General features: G+C 69.2%; 20 protein-coding genes. 9 read left to right on the top strand and 11 right to left on the bottom strand.

The window, feature by feature from the left end; genetic code table 11:
- Positions 1-35: 35 nt before the first annotated feature.
- Together ACP26O_RS18530 and ACP26O_RS18525 are read left to right on the top strand one after the other, a co-directional pair.
- Entirely contained in the window at positions 36-275 is a 240-nt protein-coding gene (locus tag ACP26O_RS18530) for a FitA-like ribbon-helix-helix domain-containing protein (RefSeq protein ID WP_165753705.1), read from the top strand.
- Positions 272-691, top strand: coding sequence for a type II toxin-antitoxin system VapC family toxin (locus tag ACP26O_RS18525; RefSeq protein WP_175663522.1), 420 nt, complete (start codon positions 272-274; stop codon positions 689-691). The genes ACP26O_RS18530 and ACP26O_RS18525 overlap by 4 nt, the downstream gene beginning before the upstream one ends.
- A gap of 141 nt (positions 692-832) precedes the next feature.
- On the opposite strand, the gene ACP26O_RS18520 is transcribed toward ACP26O_RS18525, so the two are convergent.
- Complete coding sequence (locus ACP26O_RS18520; protein ID WP_011659178.1) at positions 833-2,128, bottom strand: aspartate carbamoyltransferase; 1,296 nt, start codon at positions 2,126-2,128, stop codon at positions 833-835.
- 236 nt (positions 2,129-2,364) lie between these two features.
- Here ACP26O_RS18520 and ACP26O_RS18515 point away from each other — a divergent pair, with 236 nt between their 5' ends.
- Complete coding sequence (locus ACP26O_RS18515) at positions 2,365-2,499, top strand: entericidin A/B family lipoprotein (RefSeq protein WP_011659177.1); 135 nt, start codon at positions 2,365-2,367, stop codon at positions 2,497-2,499.
- Positions 2,500-2,598: 99 nt separating this feature from the next.
- Here ACP26O_RS18515 and ACP26O_RS18510 read toward each other — a convergent pair whose 3' ends face one another.
- The 3 genes from ACP26O_RS18510 to ACP26O_RS18500 form a co-directional block, all read right to left on the bottom strand.
- A complete protein-coding gene (locus ACP26O_RS18510) occupies positions 2,599-3,171 on the bottom strand; it encodes a permease (RefSeq protein ID WP_175663523.1) in 573 nt (190 codons plus the stop codon).
- A 125-nt stretch (positions 3,172-3,296) separates the two neighbouring features.
- Positions 3,297-4,256, bottom strand: a complete 960-nt coding sequence (locus ACP26O_RS18505) for a DMT family transporter (protein ID WP_175663524.1) — start codon at positions 4,254-4,256, stop codon at positions 3,297-3,299.
- A gap of 393 nt (positions 4,257-4,649) precedes the next feature.
- Positions 4,650-5,444 (bottom strand): helix-turn-helix transcriptional regulator, encoded by a 795-nt coding sequence (locus tag ACP26O_RS18500; RefSeq protein ID WP_175663525.1) that lies wholly within the window; start codon positions 5,442-5,444, stop codon positions 4,650-4,652.
- Between the two features lie 170 nt (positions 5,445-5,614).
- Here ACP26O_RS18500 and ACP26O_RS18495 point away from each other — a divergent pair, with 170 nt between their 5' ends.
- A complete protein-coding gene (locus tag ACP26O_RS18495) occupies positions 5,615-6,448 on the top strand; it encodes a molybdenum cofactor biosynthesis F family protein (RefSeq protein ID WP_175663812.1) in 834 nt (277 codons plus the stop codon).
- On the top strand, positions 6,445-7,254 hold the full coding sequence (locus ACP26O_RS18490) for an SDR family oxidoreductase (RefSeq protein ID WP_175663526.1): 810 nt from the start codon (positions 6,445-6,447) through the stop codon (positions 7,252-7,254). The genes ACP26O_RS18495 and ACP26O_RS18490 overlap by 4 nt, the downstream gene beginning before the upstream one ends.
- A 90-nt stretch (positions 7,255-7,344) precedes the next feature.
- Here the strand turns inward: ACP26O_RS18490 and ACP26O_RS18485 are convergent, their stop codons facing one another.
- On the bottom strand, positions 7,345-8,070 hold the full coding sequence (locus ACP26O_RS18485) for a dihydrodipicolinate reductase C-terminal domain-containing protein (protein ID WP_175663527.1): 726 nt from the start codon (positions 8,068-8,070) through the stop codon (positions 7,345-7,347).
- A 309-nt stretch (positions 8,071-8,379) separates the two neighbouring features.
- On the opposite strand from ACP26O_RS18485, the gene ACP26O_RS18480 reads away from it, so the two are divergent.
- Positions 8,380-9,093: an SDR family NAD(P)-dependent oxidoreductase gene (locus ACP26O_RS18480; protein ID WP_175663528.1), complete on the top strand. Its 714-nt coding sequence runs from the start codon at positions 8,380-8,382 to the stop codon at positions 9,091-9,093.
- Positions 9,094-9,125: 32 nt separating this feature from the next.
- Here the strand turns inward: ACP26O_RS18480 and ACP26O_RS18475 are convergent, their stop codons facing one another.
- Positions 9,126-9,536, bottom strand: a complete 411-nt coding sequence (locus ACP26O_RS18475; protein WP_175663529.1) for a RidA family protein — start codon at positions 9,534-9,536, stop codon at positions 9,126-9,128.
- A gap of 123 nt (positions 9,537-9,659) precedes the next feature.
- Between ACP26O_RS18475 and ACP26O_RS18470 the strand changes: the two genes are divergently transcribed.
- A complete protein-coding gene (locus ACP26O_RS18470; RefSeq protein ID WP_041491497.1) occupies positions 9,660-9,857 on the top strand; it encodes an oxidoreductase-like domain-containing protein in 198 nt (65 codons plus the stop codon).
- A gap of 75 nt (positions 9,858-9,932) precedes the next feature.
- Here ACP26O_RS18470 and ACP26O_RS18465 read toward each other — a convergent pair whose 3' ends face one another.
- Positions 9,933-11,393 (bottom strand): MFS transporter, encoded by a 1,461-nt coding sequence (locus ACP26O_RS18465; protein ID WP_175663530.1) that lies wholly within the window; start codon positions 11,391-11,393, stop codon positions 9,933-9,935.
- Between the two features lie 156 nt (positions 11,394-11,549).
- On the opposite strand from ACP26O_RS18465, the gene ACP26O_RS18460 reads away from it, so the two are divergent.
- Positions 11,550-12,422, top strand: a complete 873-nt coding sequence (locus ACP26O_RS18460; RefSeq protein ID WP_175663531.1) for a LysR family transcriptional regulator — start codon at positions 11,550-11,552, stop codon at positions 12,420-12,422.
- A gap of 40 nt (positions 12,423-12,462) precedes the next feature.
- Here the strand turns inward: ACP26O_RS18460 and ACP26O_RS18455 are convergent, their stop codons facing one another.
- Positions 12,463-13,362 (bottom strand): LysR family transcriptional regulator, encoded by a 900-nt coding sequence (locus ACP26O_RS18455; protein WP_175663532.1) that lies wholly within the window; start codon positions 13,360-13,362, stop codon positions 12,463-12,465.
- A gap of 98 nt (positions 13,363-13,460) precedes the next feature.
- On the opposite strand from ACP26O_RS18455, the gene ACP26O_RS18450 reads away from it, so the two are divergent.
- Positions 13,461-14,441, top strand: a complete 981-nt coding sequence (locus ACP26O_RS18450) for an NAD-dependent epimerase/dehydratase family protein (protein ID WP_175663533.1) — start codon at positions 13,461-13,463, stop codon at positions 14,439-14,441.
- Between the two features lie 76 nt (positions 14,442-14,517).
- Here ACP26O_RS18450 and ACP26O_RS18445 read toward each other — a convergent pair whose 3' ends face one another.
- The 3 genes from ACP26O_RS18445 to ACP26O_RS18435 form a co-directional block, all read right to left on the bottom strand.
- The gene (locus ACP26O_RS18445) at positions 14,518-15,219 is read right to left on the bottom strand and encodes a DUF2848 domain-containing protein (RefSeq protein ID WP_175663534.1); all 702 of its coding nucleotides are present in this window, start codon (positions 15,217-15,219) and stop codon (positions 14,518-14,520) included.
- 49 nt (positions 15,220-15,268) lie between these two features.
- The gene (locus tag ACP26O_RS18440; protein WP_175663535.1) at positions 15,269-16,588 is read right to left on the bottom strand and encodes an MFS transporter; all 1,320 of its coding nucleotides are present in this window, start codon (positions 16,586-16,588) and stop codon (positions 15,269-15,271) included.
- 88 nt (positions 16,589-16,676) lie between these two features.
- On the bottom strand, positions 16,677-17,354 hold the full coding sequence (locus ACP26O_RS18435; protein WP_175663536.1) for a DUF4286 family protein: 678 nt from the start codon (positions 17,352-17,354) through the stop codon (positions 16,677-16,679).
- Positions 17,355-17,403 lie beyond the last annotated feature (49 nt).

Raw genomic sequence — 17,403 nt, 5'->3', positions numbered from 1 at the left:
ATGAATGCATTGAAAGCAATTGTGGGGGGTGCATCATGCCGGTTATTACCGTTCGAAATTTGCCCGACGAGGTGCATCGCGCGCTTCGCATCCGTGCGGCGCAACATGGTCGGAGTACCGAAGCGGAGGTGCGCGCCATCCTCGAGGAGGCCGTTCGGCCCGGCGGGCGGGCGAAGCTGGGGTCGCTGCTGGCCGAAATCGGGCGGGAGGCGGGCGGTGTCGATTTCGAGAATCCGCGCGAGAGCTCGCCAACCGCTCCGATGAGCTTCGAATGATCCTCGTCGATACCAACGTCATTTCCGAGCCGCTGCGGCGCGAGCCGAGTGCGGCCGTGATCGAATGGCTCGATGCGCAGAATGTCGAGACGCTGTTTCTTGCCGCAATTAGCCTCGCGGAAATGCGTTTCGGCGTGGCCGCGTTGCCGGAAGGGAAAAGGCGGGACTGGCTGCACCAAAGCATCGAGCAGCGCGTCGTGCCGCTGTTTCGCGGCCGGATCCTGCCGTTCGACGATGCGGCCAGTAAAGCCTATGCGAGCCTTCGCGCGAAGGCTCGGGCCACGGGCAACGCGATGGCGTCTGCCGATGGATTTATCGCTGCAACAGCCGCGGCGAACGGCTTGATCGTGGCGACGCGTGACGTCGCGCCGTTCGAAGCGGCGGGCTTGCGCGTGATTGACCCGTGGGCACGGTAACGCCGTGCCGGCCGCTCGCGCGTTCCCCGCGCCGAAAATGAAAACGCGCCGTGCAAGGCGGCGCGTTGTGCGTCATGCCGGCGCGCGGCGCCTGAACTGAACTGAAGCGATCAAGGGCGGCCGCGTGGCATCGGGTGCGGTTCAATCGATTCCGTGAAACACCGCATCTTCCGGCCCAAGGTACGCCGGCGGGCGCCATGTCGCGTCGCGCATCGAGTGCTGGACGAGATTCTCGACGCCGAGCAGCACCGCGAAGATCGCCATTCGCACCGGAATGCCGTTGTCGGTCTGCCGGAAAATCGCGAGACGCGGATCGCGGTTCAGGTCGACCGACAGGTCGTTCGCGCCGGGCCGGCTGTCGCGCGGCAGCGGATGCATGATCAGCGTATCGGGCTTGCACACGGAATCGACGAGTGCCTGGTTGATCTGGAAATCCGGCGTGTAGCCTTCGAACGACTCGTCGGTGAAGCGCTCCTTCTGGATCCGCGTCGCGTAGACGACATCCGCGCCGCGCAGCCCGGCCGCGAGGTCGTTGGTCTGCTCGATCGCGTGGCCGTTCGTCGCGATCTGCTCGATGATGTACGCCGGCATTTCGAGCGTCGGTGGCGATACGAGCGTGAACTTCAGCCCGCGGTACAGCGCGAGCAGCTTGACGAGCGAATGCACAGTGCGGCCGTATTTCAGATCGCCGACGAGCGCGATGTGCGCGCCGTCGACGATCTTGCCGAGTCGCGAGAATTCGCGCTGGATCGTATAGAGGTCCAGCAGCGCCTGGCTCGGGTGTTCGCCCGGGCCGTCGCCGCCGTTGATCACCGGCAGGTTGGTCGCGCGGGCGAATTCGGCAACCGAGCCTTTCTCCGGGTGGCGGATCACGAGTGCATCGACATAGCCGGCCATCACGCGGCTCGTGTCGTAGATCGATTCGCCCTTGGCCATCGACGAGAACGTGAAGCCGGTTGTGTCGCATACCGAGCCGCCGAGCCGGCAGAAGGCCGCGCCGAACGACACGCGGGTGCGCGTGCTGGCTTCGAAGAACAGGTTGCCGAGCACGGCGCCTTCGAGCACACGCGAAATCTTGTGGCGGCGCGCGATCGGCTGCATCACGTCGGCGACGCGGAACAGCGCCTCGACCGAATCCCGCGAGAACTGGTCCACCGAGATCAGCTGCGGCTTGCCTTCGAACAGGAATTGCTTCGAGAGCCCTTGCTTGTCTACGCTTTGCGTATATTCGCCACCGTCCGGGGCCGAGCGTTCGACGATTTCCGACACGAAGCGCTCGACGATCTCGGGCATTCCGCGCGATTCCTGCGAGTCGTCGGGTAATAGCCACGTATCGAGCGCGCGACGGCTTACGCCGATGCGATTCGCGAACGCCTCGCGGGTCATGTTGAGGCGGCGCATCGCGTCGCGCAGGAAGGCTTGCTGGGGAACGGTCATCGGCAGCACCTGATGGAAAATGTACGCGGTGCGTATATTAGTTTGCGAGCCGGCGAAGTCAAGGAAAATCTGCGCGCTACCGCTGTGTGGCCCCGCATTACAGCGGCCGGAGCCACTACTGGCGTGCGGCGGCCGTCTCCGTATAATCAGGTCAGGCCCCGTGTCCTGCGCGCCGCAGGGCGCCACGCCGCATACGATTCGCCCGGTCGGGCTTGTTGATTCGAAGGAGAATGAGAATGACGCGTACGATTGCTGCAGTGCTGCTGGTGGTGACTGCCGCGCTCGCCGGTTGCAATACCGTTGCGGGCGTGGGGCAGGACATTTCGAAGGGTGGCCAGGCGATCAGCGACTCGGCTGAAAAGGCGAAGTAAGCCACCGGGTTCCGGAATGCAGAAGGCGCCGGGCCGTCCCGCGATTGCGGGGCGGCCCGGCGCCTTTTTTCATGGTTTGCAATGCCGGCGGACGCGGCGTCAGGCGCTTTCCACGAAGGCGTAGCGGCCGTCGATCTTGCGGGGCGTGAACCAGCCGAAGTCGGGGAACATCCGGTTGCGGACGAACCAGACGTAGCCCATCAGGATGACCGTCACCCCGAGGCTCGGCAGCGCCGACGACGGATCGTGTGCGAGATCGGCGATGGTCTTCGGCAGTTGCAGCAGCGAAAGCGCGATGAACGCGTGATACGCGCCGACACGATGGGTCGCGAAGCCCCAGATGAACAGCAGCGACAGCGGCACGGTCAGCGCGAGGAACAGCACCGCAAGGCCGTTGCCGAGCATGCCGGTGTCGCCGGATTCGCTGGCGGCGGCCGCGATGAAATAGCCGAGTGCGAGGCTGATCACCAACTGCGCGATGCCGAGCACGATCAGGATCCAGGTGTGCACCTTGTTCTTTTTGCACAGCTCGGGGTCGGGCCGTGACGCGATCAGGCGCGCGAGTACTTGATCCTTGAGGCCCTGTCCGGCCAGCTCGGCCAGCACGTCGGCCTTCCTTGCGCCCGCTGACAGCAGCGCGGCGATTCTCGTTCTGGCTTCCTTCTTGTTCATGGCGATGCGAATTATTGTTCGAGGGTTGTCAAATGGCCCGGCCCCGCGAATATTGCATCTTGCGTGACGGTGCGCAACGGTTTTGCCGCGCGCGGACACATTCCTACAGTCGTCGCTCGCGCGGATCAATCGCTGGCGGTCGACGTGGATGCCGCCGGCCTCGGCGGCAACGTCGGCCGTGTGTCCGTTTCGCGTGGTGGCGGTTCACGTCGCCGCGTCGCACCGACCAGCATCCCCGTGACGACCAGCGCGATGCCGAGCAGCCGCGTGCCGCCGAGCGTCTCGCCGAACAGCGCGACGGCGAACAGCACGGCCGAGACCGGCGCGACCGCCGTGAACAGCGCGGCTTCGGTGCCGCTCGTGCGGGCCGAGCCCGCATACCAGCAGAGATAGCCGAGCACGGTCGGGACCAGCGCATAGTAGGCGATCGCCGATATCGCGCTGATGGTCCAGCCGGCCGCCAGCGCGTGCCATTCGAACGCGGCCGGCACCAGCGCTAGCATGAAGCCGAGGCCCGACATCGCCGTCGACAGCGCGAGCGGCGGCAACGGCGTCGATAGCCGCCGGTTGAGCAGGATGAACACGGCTTCGCATGCGACGGCGGCGAGCACCAGCGCGTCGCCGGTGAGCGTCCGCAGCGACGGCATGGCCTGGCCGGGCGCGAACGTGACGAACAGCACGCCGGCGGTGGCGAGCGCGGCCGCGCCCCAGTCGCGCGGCGTCTGCCGCTCGCGCAGCACGAGCGCCGCGATCAGCGTCGACATCGCCGGCAGCGTGCCGAGCATCACGCCGGCATCGATCGGCGACGACAGCTTCGTGCCGCTGATCAGCAGCACGGTATAGCCGACTCCGCCCGCCGCCGCCTGGACCACCAGCAGGACGGCGTCGCGCGCGCAGATACGCGGCCATCGCATCCGCTGCGCCCGCATCAGCGCGTACAGCAGCGGCGTTGCGATCAGGAAGCGCAGCGCGGTGGCCGCGAACGGCGGCAGGCCGCCGGCCGCGAGACGGCTCGCGATGACGGTGCTGCCGACGCCCGCCATCGCGGCGGCGAGATAGAGATAGCCGATCAGTCGTGTCTTCATGCGCCGCATCGTGCCGTGCGGTGGCGCGGGCGTCTTGAACGAAATTGCAGGGAGGCTGGCGAGGGGGAGGGCGCGGGGTGGGGGGCTGCGTCTACGGTTTCGCGGTGGGCGGTCACGCAGACATCGAGCGCTGCCGCTGGGGAATGCCGCGGAACGGGAGCGGTCCGTGCCGCATCGCATCGCATCGCATCGCATCGTGCCGTGCCGTGGCGTGGCGTGTCGCGTCGCGTCGCGTCGTGCCGTGCCGTGCCGTGGCGTGGCGTGTCGCGTCGCGTCGCATCGTGCCATGCCGTGCCGTGCCGCGCCGCGTCGTGCCGCGCCGCGCCGTTTCGCGCCGAGCGGCGCCGCAGCCAGCATCGCCCCGTAACTGTTCCCTCGGGACAACCAACCCCGTCAGCCGGCCTGCATGAATCGCCCCGGCGTGATGCCGAACTGGCGCGCGAAGGCGCGCGTCAGGTGGCTCTGATCGGCGAACCCGGCTTCGGCCGCGGCATCCGCGATCGGCCGGCCACTTGCAAGCAGCGCGCGAGCCAGTCGCGTGCGCGATTGCAGCAGATACGCGTGCGGCGTGATGCCGAGCTCGCGCGCGAACCCGCGCAGCAGCTGGAAGCGGCTCACGCCGCTCAGGCTGGCCAACTCGGCAAGCGAAACGGGTGCGGCGGGTGCCGCGTCGAGCCGCTCGCGGGCCATGCGGATCGCCGGCGCGACGCCGGCGGCCGGCAGCGCGCGGTTCGAATGCCGCGCGAGTAGCCCGGCGACCAGCGTCACGAGGGCCTCGTCGCGGGCGAGCGGCAGTGTTTCCCCCGCGACGATCCGCGCATGCAACCGGCCGAAGGCTGCGGCGAGCCGTGCGTCGCGCACGGCCGGATGCGTGAGCTCGACGCCTTCAAGACCTTCTTCGCTCGCGACCGCCGCCACCAGCGCGGGCGCGAGGTACAGCATCCGCCAGCGCCGGCCCGTGCCCGCATCGATCGGCATCCCGTCGTGCATTTCGCCCGGATTGACCATGATCGCGTCGCCGGCCAGCGCGTCGACGTGCCCGCGGCCGCTCCACGACCGATGCGCGCCGCTGACGATCACGCCGACCCCGAATTCATCATGCGCGTGCCGCGGAAACGCGCGATCGGACTCGAGGCTGATCGCCTCGATTCCTTCGTCGGTCCGTCGGTAATGGGTGATGCGATGCATGTGCGCTCCTTGCGCCGGCAGCGGCGCGGGTCACGTGCACTCTAGCGCGTTCCGGCGCCGCGCGCCCTTCATCCTTTTGGCCGATACCGCGCGGCGCGCGCAGCCCGCACCATGTGCACATGAGCAGCGTACATGGCCCGCCGGGCCTGAAGCTGCGCGGGAGACGGCAGGTGGAACGACAGGATCCGGTATTCATTCAGGTTGGCGCGCTCGCGGACGGTTTCGCGCCCGACGCGCACATCCTCGCACCCGTGAACGCACTCGCCGGACGCTCGCTGGCCCTCGGCGACGCAGCCGGTGCATGGCGCGTCTATACGTTCGAGGCGGGCGCGTTGCAATGGCGCGACGCGGCGACCGATACGGGCGGCCGCGCACCGTGCCGCGTGACGCGGTTGCGCGACGGGCTGTATTTCGTCGACTACATCGATCCGGCAGCCCGCGCGACATCGGTCAGCCTCGTGATCGATGTCGGCAATGGCGTGTGGACGTCGGTGGTCGGCACGCTGCCGACCGACGCCGACACGCATATCGACGCGTTCACGCGCGTCGCCCGCGGGCTGCCGCTCACGGGCGTCGACGCGGCGTTCCGGCACGGCACGCTCGGCGGCCACGCGCAGCCGGGCCCGCTGCACGGCCCCACGCGCGAACTGATCGGCAAGCGGACGATGTATCGCTACAGCCCGACCGAATGCTACGAGCACATCTACCTGAACGAGAATTTCTACGCATGGCAATGCCTGCAGGGCGTCGAAGACGGGCTCGCCGACGTAGACCGCTGCCATTACTTCAGGATCGCCGATGAGCTGTATCTGTTCGTATGGCGCGAGAAGGTGGTGCCGACGCTCGGCGTCGTGCTGATCGATCTCGCGCAACGCAAGACCGACGGCAAGATCTTCGGCTATCAGGGCGGCGATTTCGGCACGCTGTCGAACTTCCCCGTCGGCGCGCATGCGCAGGTTCTGAACGAAACCGTGCATCCGCTCGGCGGCGAGGCGCAGCGATGAACCCCGTGCCGGGCAGCGGCCGCCTGCGTGCCGATTTCAGCGGACGCGTCGTGCTGGTCACGGGCGCCGCGCAGGGAATCGGCGCCGCGATCGCGCGTCGTTTCGCGCAATCCGATGCGTTCGTCGCGCTCGCCGATCTCAACGCCGATGCGGCTGCCGCGCAGGCAGACGCGCTCGTCTGCATGGGCGGCAACGCGCGCGCGTATCGCGTCGACGCCGCGAGTCGCGACGAGCTCTGCGCACTCGTCGCGGCGGTCGAACGCGATGGCGGCCGGCTCGACGTCGTTGTCCACAACGCCGCGTATTTTCCGCTCACGCCGTTTGCGCAGATCGACGAGCCGACGCTTGCGCGGACGCTGTCGGTCAACCTGTCGGCGCTGTTCTGGCTCGCGCAGGCCGCGCTGCCGGCATTCGAGCGCGCGGGGGCGGGGCGGCTGCTCGCCACGTCGTCGGTGACTGGGCCGCGCGTCGTCTATCCGGGGCTCGCGCACTACGCGGCGTCGAAGGCCGGCGTGAACGGCTTCATCCGCGCGGCGGCGCTTGAACTCGCGCGCCGCAACGTGACGGTCAACGGCGTCGAGCCGGGAATGATCCGCACGCCGGCGGCCGGCAATCTCGGCGATGCGTCGGTCGCCGCCCAGATCGCGCGCGACATTCCGCTCGCGCGGATGGGCGAGCCGGAGGACATCGCGAATGCGATGCTGTTTCTCGCGTCGGCCGACGCGGCGTACATCACCGGGCAGACGATCGTCGTCGATGGCGGCGCGACGTTGCCCGAGAGCGGGGTCGTGCTGGGGGACGCGTAACGCGAGCGTCGACGATGGCGCGATTGCGGCCGTCGCGCGGGCCGGCAGGCGCGTCGACGGTCGGCCTGCGCATCGTCGCGCGTGCTGCGCCTACAGCCAGCCGTTGTGAATGAACTCGACGATCGAATACCGGCGGGGTTCGAGCGCGTGCTGCCGGACGGCCTCGATGATCCGCGACACGCCGTCCGCGTAAGGCGCCGCGCCGTACACGCGGGATTCGAACTGCAGGCTGCTCGCGTCGTCCTCGATGCGGATCCGGTGGAACGCATGGCGGCCGAGCTGATCGTCGGGAATTTGCAATGCGTCGCGCTGCTCGCTCGGGTCGCGTACGGAGCGGATCTCCTGCGCTGGAATGCCGAGCGATTGACCGATGCCGACCGCGGTGCCGGGCACGGATGTCTTGCTGGCCTGGTGCGACTCCGTCACGCTGATGCGGCAGTCGCGAAACAGGTGGCCGCTCGTTTCCAGCATGCTCATGAACTTGAGCATCAGGATGTTCGTATTCGGACAGAGCACGATGGGGAAGTCGTGCGATCCGGTTTCGAGGTCGGAGCCGGTGGACAGCTCGACGAGCGGCGAACCGGTTGCCTGGCAGAATGCGATCGCGTCGGGCAATTCGCGGCCAGACCCGGCGTGCACGACGATCGATCGCGCGTCGATACGCCGGGCGTCGCTACGTCCGGCGTCATCGCTACGTTGCAGCTCGGTGCGTGCGTGCTCGGACCAGGCCATCACGTGGCAGGTCGACGGATCGAGACGGTGCGAGCCGAGCAGTTCGGTTGCCAGCTTGCCGGTGCCAACGACGATTACTTGCATGGGATAGACGGATTGAGGTTCGGGTTTCGATACGGAAACGGCGCAGGCCGCTCAACGGGCCGACGCGATCATGATTCATCGCGCGGCGGACCGTGATCGGGCATTATGCCGCCCGAGCGCGGCGCATGCATGAAGTGCCGGCGTGTCGGCTCGCCGACGTGGCCCGTATCTACGCATGCGTCGTAGTGCCCACGCAAGCGTGAACGGCGCTACGCTGTCGAAACGCCGGCCGGGCGCGTCCGTATCGCGCCGGCATTGCCCACGAACCACGCATCATCAAACACCCCTGGACTCAAGGAGAGCACATCGATGGAACACGACCTGAAAGGCAAGGCAGTCGCGATCACCGGCGGATTCGGTCATCTCGGCGTCGCCACGGCCGCATGGCTCGGCCAACGCGGCGCCCGCGTCGCGCTGATCGGCCGGGGCGCGGCGCCGGACGCGCAGGCGTTGCCCGGCGTGCCGGCCGATGCGCTGCGCATCGGCGGTATCGACCTCGTCGATCCGCAGGCGGCCGCGCGCGCGCTCGACACCGTGAATCGCGAATTCGGCCGGGTCGATGCGCTGCTGAACATCGCGGGCGCGTTCACTTGGCAGACGATCGCCGACGGCGACGCAGCCACGTGGGACCGCATGTACGAACTGAACGTGAAGACGGCGCTGAATGCGTCGAAGGCCGCGCTGCCGTATCTGGTGGCGAGTCCGGCCGGCCGTATCGTCAACATCGGCGCCGGCGCGGCGTTCAAGGCCGGCGCGGGAATGGGCGCGTATGCGGCGGCGAAGGCGGGCGTCGCGCGGCTCACCGAGGCGCTGGCGGCGGAACTGCTCGATCGCGGCGTGACCGTGAACGCGCTGCTGCCGAGCATCATCGACACGCCGCCGAACCGTGCGGACATGCCGGACGCGGACTTCTCGCGCTGGGTCCGGCCCGAGCAGCTCGCGGCGACGATCGGGTTCCTGCTGTCGGCCGATGCGCAGGCGATTACCGGCGCCTCGATTCCGGTGAGTGGGCGCGTGGCGTAGCGGGTGGCAGGCTGTCGCGCCCGCGCACGACGTCAACGCATGCGGAATCGCGCGCGCGGAATTTCCGCGATCGCCGCGATTTCGATCAGCAGGTCGGGTCGGTAGAGACGTTCGACCTGGACGGTTGTCGTCACGGGATAGGGTTCGGCGAAGAACGTCTCGCGGATGTCGCCGGCCTGCATGAAAGCGTCGATGTCGGTCGCGTAGTGAACCAGCGAGATCACATCCTGCATCTGTCCGCCGATCGCGGCGAGCACGTCGCGAATGTTGCCGAGCGTTTGCCGGACCTGCGCGCGCATGTCGGCGGCACCCACGACGTGTCCGTCCCTGTCGAGTGCGATCTGTCCCTTCAGGTGGACGATCCGGCCGTCACCCTGGACCACGGCCATCGAGAACGCGCCGAACGGCGCCCAGAGTTCCGGCGGATTCACTGCTTCGGCCATGACGCGGCTCCTGTTGGTCGGTCGTCGACGCGCGAACGCAGGGTCCCGCGCGGGCGGGGTGCCTGCATGTCGCAGTCCATCACCGTATACTGTTCGTTCAGCATCATGTGACCGAATGAAGACGTGACCAAGCCTGCCACCGCGGATACGCCGGACGACGATCCGCGTCCCACCCCGCCCGAACAACCTGAACTGGAAGACTGCTGCAACAGCGGCTGCTCGCCGTGCGTTTTCGACCTGTACGACGAAGCGCTGGCGCGCTATCGCGTCGAACTGGCCGAATGGGAAGCGCGCCACGCGTCGCGCAAGCATCACCCGTGAGCCCGATGCCGGCGAGCGGTCGCGCATGCACCGTTTCCGTGTCGCGGCCGGCGATGGGCGACGCGCCCGCCGCCGTCACGCGCCGGCATGCGCCCGCCGATGCATCGGCCCCAACGCGGCCGACAGCGCGACGCATACGAGCAGCACGACCGTCAGCGCCCACATCGCCGTCCTGAATCCCTGCACGTAGTCGAGCGCCGCCGGCTGCGCGCCGAGCCGCGCGAAGAACAACCCGCCGAGCGTCGCTGCACCGACGGCCGCGCCGATCTGCAGCATCGCGGTGACCATGCCGGACGCGACCCCGGCGCGCGCCGCGTCGACTTCCGCGAGCACGATCCGTACGACCGACGGCAGCACGAGCCCTTGCCCGACGCCGATCGCCGCGATGCCCGCATAGAAGCCCGCGCCGGGCGCATGTTCGCCGGCGAGCGCGGCGGCGGTCGCGACGCCGGCCGTGAGCATCGCGAAGCCGAGCGTGAGCACGCGATAGCCGCCGAACCGGGCGACGAGCCGCGGCATCAGCAACGGGCTGGCGAGGAAGCCGATGCCGAGCGGCAGGATCGCGAGCCCCGACGCAAGCGGCGACCAGTTCAGGCAGCCCTGCAGATAGATCCCGTAGCTCAGGAAGAACGCGCTCAGCATGTAGAACAGGAACGCGAGCGTGAGCCCGAGCGCGACGACCGGGTTGCGCAGCAGGCGCACGTCGAGCAGCGCATCGCGGCCGCCGGCGAGCCGGCGCGCTTCGACCGCCAGCAGCGCGCCGAGCATCGGCAGCGCGCCAACGATGCACGCGACCATCCACAGCGGCCAGCCCGCCTCGCGCCCGTGCGTGAGCGGATAGACGAGCATCAGCAGGAACAGCGACAGCAGCACCGTGCCGGGCACGTCGATGCGCTGGCCGCGCGGCGGCCGACTCTCCGGGATGAAGCGCGAGCTGCCGAGCAGCGCGAGGATGCCGATCGGCACATTGACCAGGAAGATCGCGCGCCAGCCGAGCCCGAACGGATGCAGGCTGATCAGCGCACCGCCGCCGAGCTGGCCGATCACGGCCGCGAGCCCGAACACGAAACCGTAGAAGCCCATCACGCGCACCTGCTCCTGCGGCGTAAACACGCTGCGAATCGTCGCGAGCACCTGCGGCGCGAGAATCGCGGCGAACAGGCCCTGCAGCACGCGGCCGCCGACCAGCACCGCGCCGCTGCCGGCGAGCCCGCACAACGCCGATGCGACGACGAAGCCGGCCATCCCGACCATGAACATCCGCTTGCGGCCGTACAGGTCGCCGAGCCGCCCGCCGGTGATCTGCACGACCGCGTTCGCGCACGCGTAGGCCGACACGACGAGCTGCAGCTCGGCCGGGCGCGCACCGATGCCGTCGCGGATGGCCGGCAGCGCGAGATTCACGATGAAGTAGTCGAGCGGCGGCAGAATGGCGCCGACCAGCAGGACCACGAGCGCCCAGCCGTGATGGCTGCGCGGCGATGCCGCGGCGGCCGCGCCGGCCGGTGCGCAAGGGGCGAGGGTGTTGTCGGTCATGAACGCAAGTCCGGAAGAATGAGGGCCGCATGCTGAATCCGGTCGAAACGGTATTCAGGCGCGCCCGTGAACCGATATTCTGGGGACCGTCGATGATTCGGAAAAGCGGGAATTGGTGGTAGCATCCATCGGGTTATCCGATGGATGGAGAGGGCGATGCGCGGTTTCGACCTGGATCAGCTACGTACCTTCGCGGCGGTGGCGGACGCCGGCAGCCTGACGGCCGCCGCGCCGCTGCTGCACCTGTCGCAGTCGACGGTCAGCGAGCAGGTGCGCAAGCTCGAATCGCGCGCCGGCGTGCCGCTGTTCGTGCGCAGCAAGCGCGGCGTCGAGCCGACGCCGGCCGGCACGCGCCTGTTGCAGCATGCGCGGCGCATCGTCGCGCTGAACGAGGCCGCGTTCGACGAGCTGCGCGGACAGGCGATCAAGGGCGAGTTGCGCGTCGCGATCACCGACTACTACCGCACGCATGAAGTCGCGGGCCTGCTCGCGAGGCTGCGAGAGTGCTACCCGCAACTGAGCCTGCACGTGAGCGCGATGAAGAGCGCGGAGATCGAAGCCGCGCATGCGCGCGGGCAGATCGATCTCGGCGTCGTGATGAACCTGTCGAGCGGTCCGTTCCGGCCCGCGTCGGCCGATACGCGCTGGGTGCTGCGGCGCGAGCCGCTGTCGTGGGTCACGTCGCCGGCGCTCGCCGAGCAGTTGCCCGAACCGTTACCGCTCGTGCTGCTGCCGGACGACTGCATGATGCATCAGATCGCGGTGCGCTCGCTCGACGAGCAGCACGCGCCGTACGTGCTCGTGCACAGCGCGTCAGGTGTCGCGGGGTTGCAGTCGATGCTCGCGGCGGGGCTCGGTGTCGGCTGCCTGTGCGCGTCGGCGATCGGCGAGGGCCTCGTGCGGCTCGGCGCGAAATACCGGCTGCCGGCGCTGCCCGACGCGGTGTTCTCGTTGACGCCGCCGATGCCGGGCGAGCGCGAGACGGTCACGCAGGCGCGCGAGGTGCTGTCGCGGCAGTTGCTGATGTGAAGCGTGAAGCGCGGCGTGCGCGGCGGCGGGCTTGAACGGCCTAGTCGGCCGTCCCGTCGGCATACGCGTGCAGCCCGTTCGCCAGTGCATCGAACACGGCCCGGCAACGCGGGCTCGTGCGCAGATCCTCGTGCATGACCACCCAGGTTTCCAGTTTCATCGTGGGCCCGTCCGGCAGCACGCGCACGAGTCGCGCATCGCGTTTCGCAAGCCCGTTCTGGCAGAAGCCGATCCCGTAGCCCGCGCGGATCATCGCGAGTTGCGCGAGATTGCTGTCGGTGCGCAGCGCGAACGCATCGCGCTTCCACAACGGCATCCCGCGCGCGGCCGAGCGGATGAACGGCGTGACCGTATCGAACCCGATCAGCGCGTGATGGGCGAGTTCGCTGATGGTCGACGGTGTGCCGTTGCGTGCCAGGTAGTCGTCGCGCGCATACAGCCCGATGTCGATCTCGCCGACGCGCCGCGCGACGAGCGCGTCCTGCGCGGGCGGCGTCATCCGCACCGCGATGTCGGCCTCGCGGTTCAGTACGTCCTGGATGCGGTCGGTCGGTACCAGTTCGATCACGAGCCCCGGATGGTCGCGCCGCAATTGCGCGAGCATCGGCGGCAGCACCTCGACCGCGATCACGTCGCTGGCCGAGATTCGCACGGTGCCGCGCACGCCCGCGCCGTGGCTCGCGGCCGCCCGCTCGAACGCGGCCGCCGCGCTGCGCAGCGCCTCGGCATGGCCGCGCAGCGCGAGGGCCGCCTCGGTCGGCAGCAGCCCCGACGGCGAGCGCGTGAACAGCGTCTGGCCGAATGCGGCCTCGAGCGCCGCGACGTGGCGGCCGGCCGTCGGCTGCGTGATGCCGAGCGCGCGCGCCGCGCCCGACAGCGAGCCTTCCGTCAGCACGGCGAGGAAGGTGCGGTAGCGTTCCCAGTTCAGATCGATGGTCATGCATAAATGTATAGCCGATCCACGGGTTCGGCAATTCCTTGTTAGGCGGCCGGGCGCCAGAATGCGTGCTGTCAACGGTTCATACACGGAGAACGGCAATGACGGCGAACGCAGGCGGGACGCAACGAACGGCACTCGTGCTCGGCGCGAGCGGAGGCATCGGCGGCGAGGTCGCGCGTCAGCTGCGCGATGCCGGCTGGCAGGTGCGCGCGCTCAAGCGCGGGCTCGACGTCGCGACGGTGGAGCGCGACGGGATCGCATGGATGTGCGGCGACGCGCTCGACCGCGAGGCGGTGGTCCGCGCGGCGCGCGGCTGCAGCGTGATCGTGCATGCGGTGAACCCGCCCGGCTACCGGAACTGGAGCGGGCAGGTGCTGCCGATGATCGACAACACGATCGCGGCGGCGACGGCGGCGCAGGCGACCGTCGTGCTGCCGGGAACCATCTACAACTACGGTCCCGACGCGTTTCCGATGTTGCGCGAAGAGGCCCCGCAGCATCCGACGACGCGCAAGGGCGCGATCCGCGTCGAGCTGGAGCAGCGGTTGCAGGCGGCGACCGCGCAGGGCGTGCGCACGATCATCGTGCGGGCCGGCGATTTCTTCGGCGCGCACGCGGGCAACAACTGGTTCGGGCAGGGGCTCGTCAAGGCAGGGCGGCCGGTTGCATCCATCAGCGTGCCGGGCCGGCCGGGCGTCGGCCATCAATGGGCGTACGTGCCGGACGTCGCGCGCACGATGGTCGAACTGATCGAGCGGCGCGACACGCTGGAGCCGTTCGCGCGCTTTCATCTCGGCGGTCACTGGGACGCGGACGGCACGCAGATGGCGCAGGCCGTGCGCCGCGCCGCGCAGCGGCACGGGATGCGGCCGACGGTGCGGCGTTTCCCGTGGTGGCTCGTGTGGGTCGCCGCGCCGTTCGTCACGACGATGCGCGAAATGATCGAGATGCGTTATCTGTGGCGCGAGCCGCTCCGGATGGACAACGCGCGCGTGACGGCGGTACTGGGCCGCGAGCCGGTGACGCCGCTCGATACGGCGGTGGAGGCGGCGCTCGCGGGGCTCGGGTGCTTGCGATGACGGCGGGCGGCGAAGGCGATTGGCAGGCCCGCATGCGGTTGATGCCCTTCATTGCCGGCGCACTCGCCACGCTTCGTCACGCCACGACCGGCAACGCCTCGACCGCATATCGGTGCCGCAGGCTGCGTCCGAGCACGGGATCGTGCAGTTCCATCTCGAACGTGTCACCGTCGCCCATCGCCGCGATCGCGCCGTGCACGGCGACGGTACCGCCGAACATCGCGCAGCGTGCGGGCATCGTGCGCCGGTCGTCGAAGCGCTGCCACAGCACCTCCGGCGCGAGCAGTCCGTTGAGCGCGCCATGCTGATACGCGACGCGTTCGCCGCCGGGCCCGACCAGCCACGAACGCATTTCGATCGCGTCCCAGTGATCGGCGATGTCCGCATGCCGCCACGCATCGCGGCCGAGCGGCTTCGCGCACACCTGTTTCGACACCGCGACGCCGTAAGCCTCGACTTCCCGATCCGTATGATCGGAACCGACCGTCACCAGCGTGCCGGCCGGGCTGTCGATCAGCACGCACTCGATCTCGCCGCCCGAGCGCGCGCCGAGCACGCCGATCGACGGCGTCTGCGTGAGCAGCGCGGACGCTACGCGATAGAAACACGGCGTGGTCGACGGCGGCGCGACGCCGAGCGCCGCGAGTTCGTCGATGTGCGCGCGGATCGCTTCCGGATCGCGGCCTGCCCAGCCGGCGATCACGACGCGTTCGATCTCGACGTCGACCTGTGCCGGCGCACCTTGCAGGGACATCACGTTGAACGACAGGGCTTGCATGCGGGTATCCGTTTGAAGTGCGAATGAATGAGGTGGTCGCCAGGAGAGCTCAGTCCGCGAGCGGACGGTGCGCGGTCTCGCGCGCGGCGAGCAGCGCGATCGAGGTCACGACGAGCGCCGCGGTCACGTACAGCGACACGGCCGTCGTCGTCCCCGTCTGGCGGAACAGCGTCGCGATCACGAGCGGCGCGAAGCCGCCGCCGACGATGCCGGCGAGCGTGTACGCCAGTGACGAGCCCGCATAACGGACGCGCGTCGGAAACTGCTCGGTGACGAACGCGCCTTGCGGGCCGTACATCACCGCATGGATCACGAGGCCGATCGCGACGGCCGCGACGATCGCGCCCGGCCGCGCCGTGTTGAGCATCGTGAAGAACACGAACGCCCACACGATGCCGGCGATCGCGCCGGCGAGGTACACCGGACGGCGCCCGAAGCGGTCCGACAGCGCGCCGAAGAACGGCACCGCGAGGGCGTTGCAGGCCGTGCCGACCATCACCGCCGTCAGCGCGACGGGGCGCGACAGATGCAGCACGGTCGTCACGTAGGTCAGCGTGAACACGACGATCAGCGCATACAGCACGTCGGAGCCGATGCGCGAGCCGCCGGCGATCAGCAGGCGCCGCCAGTGGCATTTCAGCACTTCGGCGACGGGCACTTCGGCGGTCGCGTGCGACTCGGCGAGCTGCTCGAACTGCGGCGTTTCGTCGACGCCGCGACGCAGCCAGAAGCCGAACACGACGAGCAGCGCGCTGGCCGCGAACGGCACGCGCCAGCCCCACGACAGGAAGGTGTCGGACGTGGTGGACAGCGTCACGAGCGCGATGCAGCCGGTGCCGAGCAGCGTGCCGAACGACGGGCCCATTTGCGTCCACGACGCGGACAGCCCGCGCCGCTTCTGGTCGCCGTGCTCGACCGACAGCAGCACCGCGCCGGCCCATTCGCCGCCAAGCGCGACGCCCTGCACGAAGCGCAGCGCGACGAGCAGGATCGGGCTCAGGATGCCCGCCTGCGCATAGGTCGGCAGCGCGCCCATCAGCGCGGTCGTGATCCCCATCAGCACGAGCGTGAGCATCAGCACCGCGCGGCGGCCGATGCGGTCGCCGAGGTTGCCGAACACGAAGCCGCCGAGCGGACGCGACACGTAGCCGACCGCATAGGTCGAGAACGCGAGGATCGTGCCGGCCAGCGGGTCGACCGACGGAAAGAACAGATGATTGAAGACGAGCGCGGCGAGCGTGTTGTAGATCGTGAAGTCGTACCACTCGAGCGACGTGCCGATCATGCTCGCGGACGCGAGTCGGCTGTTGCGGACACGGCGGGGCGCGTGGGCGGCGGGCTGGGCGAGAGTGCTCATGGTGTCGGGCATGTCGTGAAGGATGACGGGGGACGCGTGCGGGCCGATGCGCCGGCCGCGTGCGGATGACTGACGCCGCGGCCGGTGGCGAAGCCGGCGTTCAGGCCGGCAGGGCGGCGGCCGATTGCGTTTCGGCGCGTGCGACCGACAGCGGCGCGGCGGCGCGCCACATCAGATCGAAGGTGCGCACGTCGTCGTGACCGGCGATGGCGGCGGCGACCCGGCGCGTGGCCGTGGCGTCGCTGCCTTCGATCAGCACGAGCGCGTCGGCGGCCGGACGCGCGGCCGCATCGGCGCCGATCGGCGCGGACAAGTCCGGCGCGGTGCGGAACAGCCGTGCCGCATGGATGCCGGGTTCGCGCAGCGCCGCGTCGAAGCGCTCGCGCAGGTGCGGCACGTCGATGCGTTCGGGCGGCAGCACGAACAGCGCGAGATGCACGCCTTCGCCATCGCCGGCCTCGATCGTCAGGTCGCCGACCCGCCGCTGCGTGCCCGTCATGCGCTCGAAGTTCGCGAGCGACCATGCGGTCTGCTGCGTGAACGCGCGCCGGTAGGCGTCGCCGCGGAACACGTCGAGCGTGTCCGTCACGTACAGCGCGAGATACTTGCGCGGGCCGCCGTCGGTCGCGCGAAACCGCCGCGCATGCGTGAAGCCGGGAATCGCGACACGCTCCTGCATGTGCTCGCGGTCGTACCACGCGTTGAAATCGGCTTCGTGCGCGGGGTCGATATCCGTCCAGACGCAGAGCTGGCCGTGCGGAAGGGAAAGGCGGGTCATTGCGGGTTCCTTGTGACGGGGTGTGTCAGGAACCGCAGTGTCCCGAAGA

This window comes from Burkholderia sp. R-40, from assembly GCF_049942845.1.
Taxonomy (GTDB): domain Bacteria; phylum Pseudomonadota; class Gammaproteobacteria; order Burkholderiales; family Burkholderiaceae; genus Burkholderia; species Burkholderia ambifaria.
The sequence above is the reverse complement of the archived record's forward strand: the minus strand, read 5'-3'. Positions and strand labels throughout refer to the sequence as shown.

What these genes read in the sequence shown, in the direction of transcription:
- ACP26O_RS18530 (WP_165753705.1), top strand. Translation starts at nt 36, where the DNA reads ATGCCGGTTATTACCGTTCGAAATTTGCCCGACGAGGTGCATCGCGCG.
- ACP26O_RS18525 (WP_175663522.1), top strand. Translation starts at nt 272, where the DNA reads ATGATCCTCGTCGATACCAACGTCATTTCCGAGCCGCTGCGGCGCGAG.
- ACP26O_RS18520 (WP_011659178.1), bottom strand. Translation starts at nt 2,128, where the DNA reads ATGACCGTTCCCCAGCAAGCCTTCCTGCGCGACGCGATGCGCCGCCTC.
- ACP26O_RS18515 (WP_011659177.1), top strand. Translation starts at nt 2,365, where the DNA reads ATGACGCGTACGATTGCTGCAGTGCTGCTGGTGGTGACTGCCGCGCTC.
- ACP26O_RS18510 (WP_175663523.1), bottom strand. Translation starts at nt 3,171, where the DNA reads ATGAACAAGAAGGAAGCCAGAACGAGAATCGCCGCGCTGCTGTCAGCG.
- ACP26O_RS18505 (WP_175663524.1), bottom strand. Translation starts at nt 4,256, where the DNA reads ATGAAGACACGACTGATCGGCTATCTCTATCTCGCCGCCGCGATGGCG.
- ACP26O_RS18500 (WP_175663525.1), bottom strand. Translation starts at nt 5,444, where the DNA reads ATGCATCGCATCACCCATTACCGACGGACCGACGAAGGAATCGAGGCG.
- ACP26O_RS18490 (WP_175663526.1), top strand. Translation starts at nt 6,445, where the DNA reads ATGAACCCCGTGCCGGGCAGCGGCCGCCTGCGTGCCGATTTCAGCGGA.
- ACP26O_RS18485 (WP_175663527.1), bottom strand. Translation starts at nt 8,070, where the DNA reads ATGCAAGTAATCGTCGTTGGCACCGGCAAGCTGGCAACCGAACTGCTC.
- ACP26O_RS18480 (WP_175663528.1), top strand. Translation starts at nt 8,380, where the DNA reads ATGGAACACGACCTGAAAGGCAAGGCAGTCGCGATCACCGGCGGATTC.
- ACP26O_RS18475 (WP_175663529.1), bottom strand. Translation starts at nt 9,536, where the DNA reads ATGGCCGAAGCAGTGAATCCGCCGGAACTCTGGGCGCCGTTCGGCGCG.
- ACP26O_RS18465 (WP_175663530.1), bottom strand. Translation starts at nt 11,393, where the DNA reads ATGACCGACAACACCCTCGCCCCTTGCGCACCGGCCGGCGCGGCCGCC.
- ACP26O_RS18460 (WP_175663531.1), top strand. Translation starts at nt 11,550, where the DNA reads ATGCGCGGTTTCGACCTGGATCAGCTACGTACCTTCGCGGCGGTGGCG.
- ACP26O_RS18455 (WP_175663532.1), bottom strand. Translation starts at nt 13,362, where the DNA reads ATGACCATCGATCTGAACTGGGAACGCTACCGCACCTTCCTCGCCGTG.
- ACP26O_RS18450 (WP_175663533.1), top strand. Translation starts at nt 13,461, where the DNA reads ATGACGGCGAACGCAGGCGGGACGCAACGAACGGCACTCGTGCTCGGC.
- ACP26O_RS18445 (WP_175663534.1), bottom strand. Translation starts at nt 15,219, where the DNA reads ATGCAAGCCCTGTCGTTCAACGTGATGTCCCTGCAAGGTGCGCCGGCA.
- ACP26O_RS18440 (WP_175663535.1), bottom strand. Translation starts at nt 16,588, where the DNA reads ATGCCCGACACCATGAGCACTCTCGCCCAGCCCGCCGCCCACGCGCCC.
- ACP26O_RS18435 (WP_175663536.1), bottom strand. Translation starts at nt 17,354, where the DNA reads ATGACCCGCCTTTCCCTTCCGCACGGCCAGCTCTGCGTCTGGACGGAT.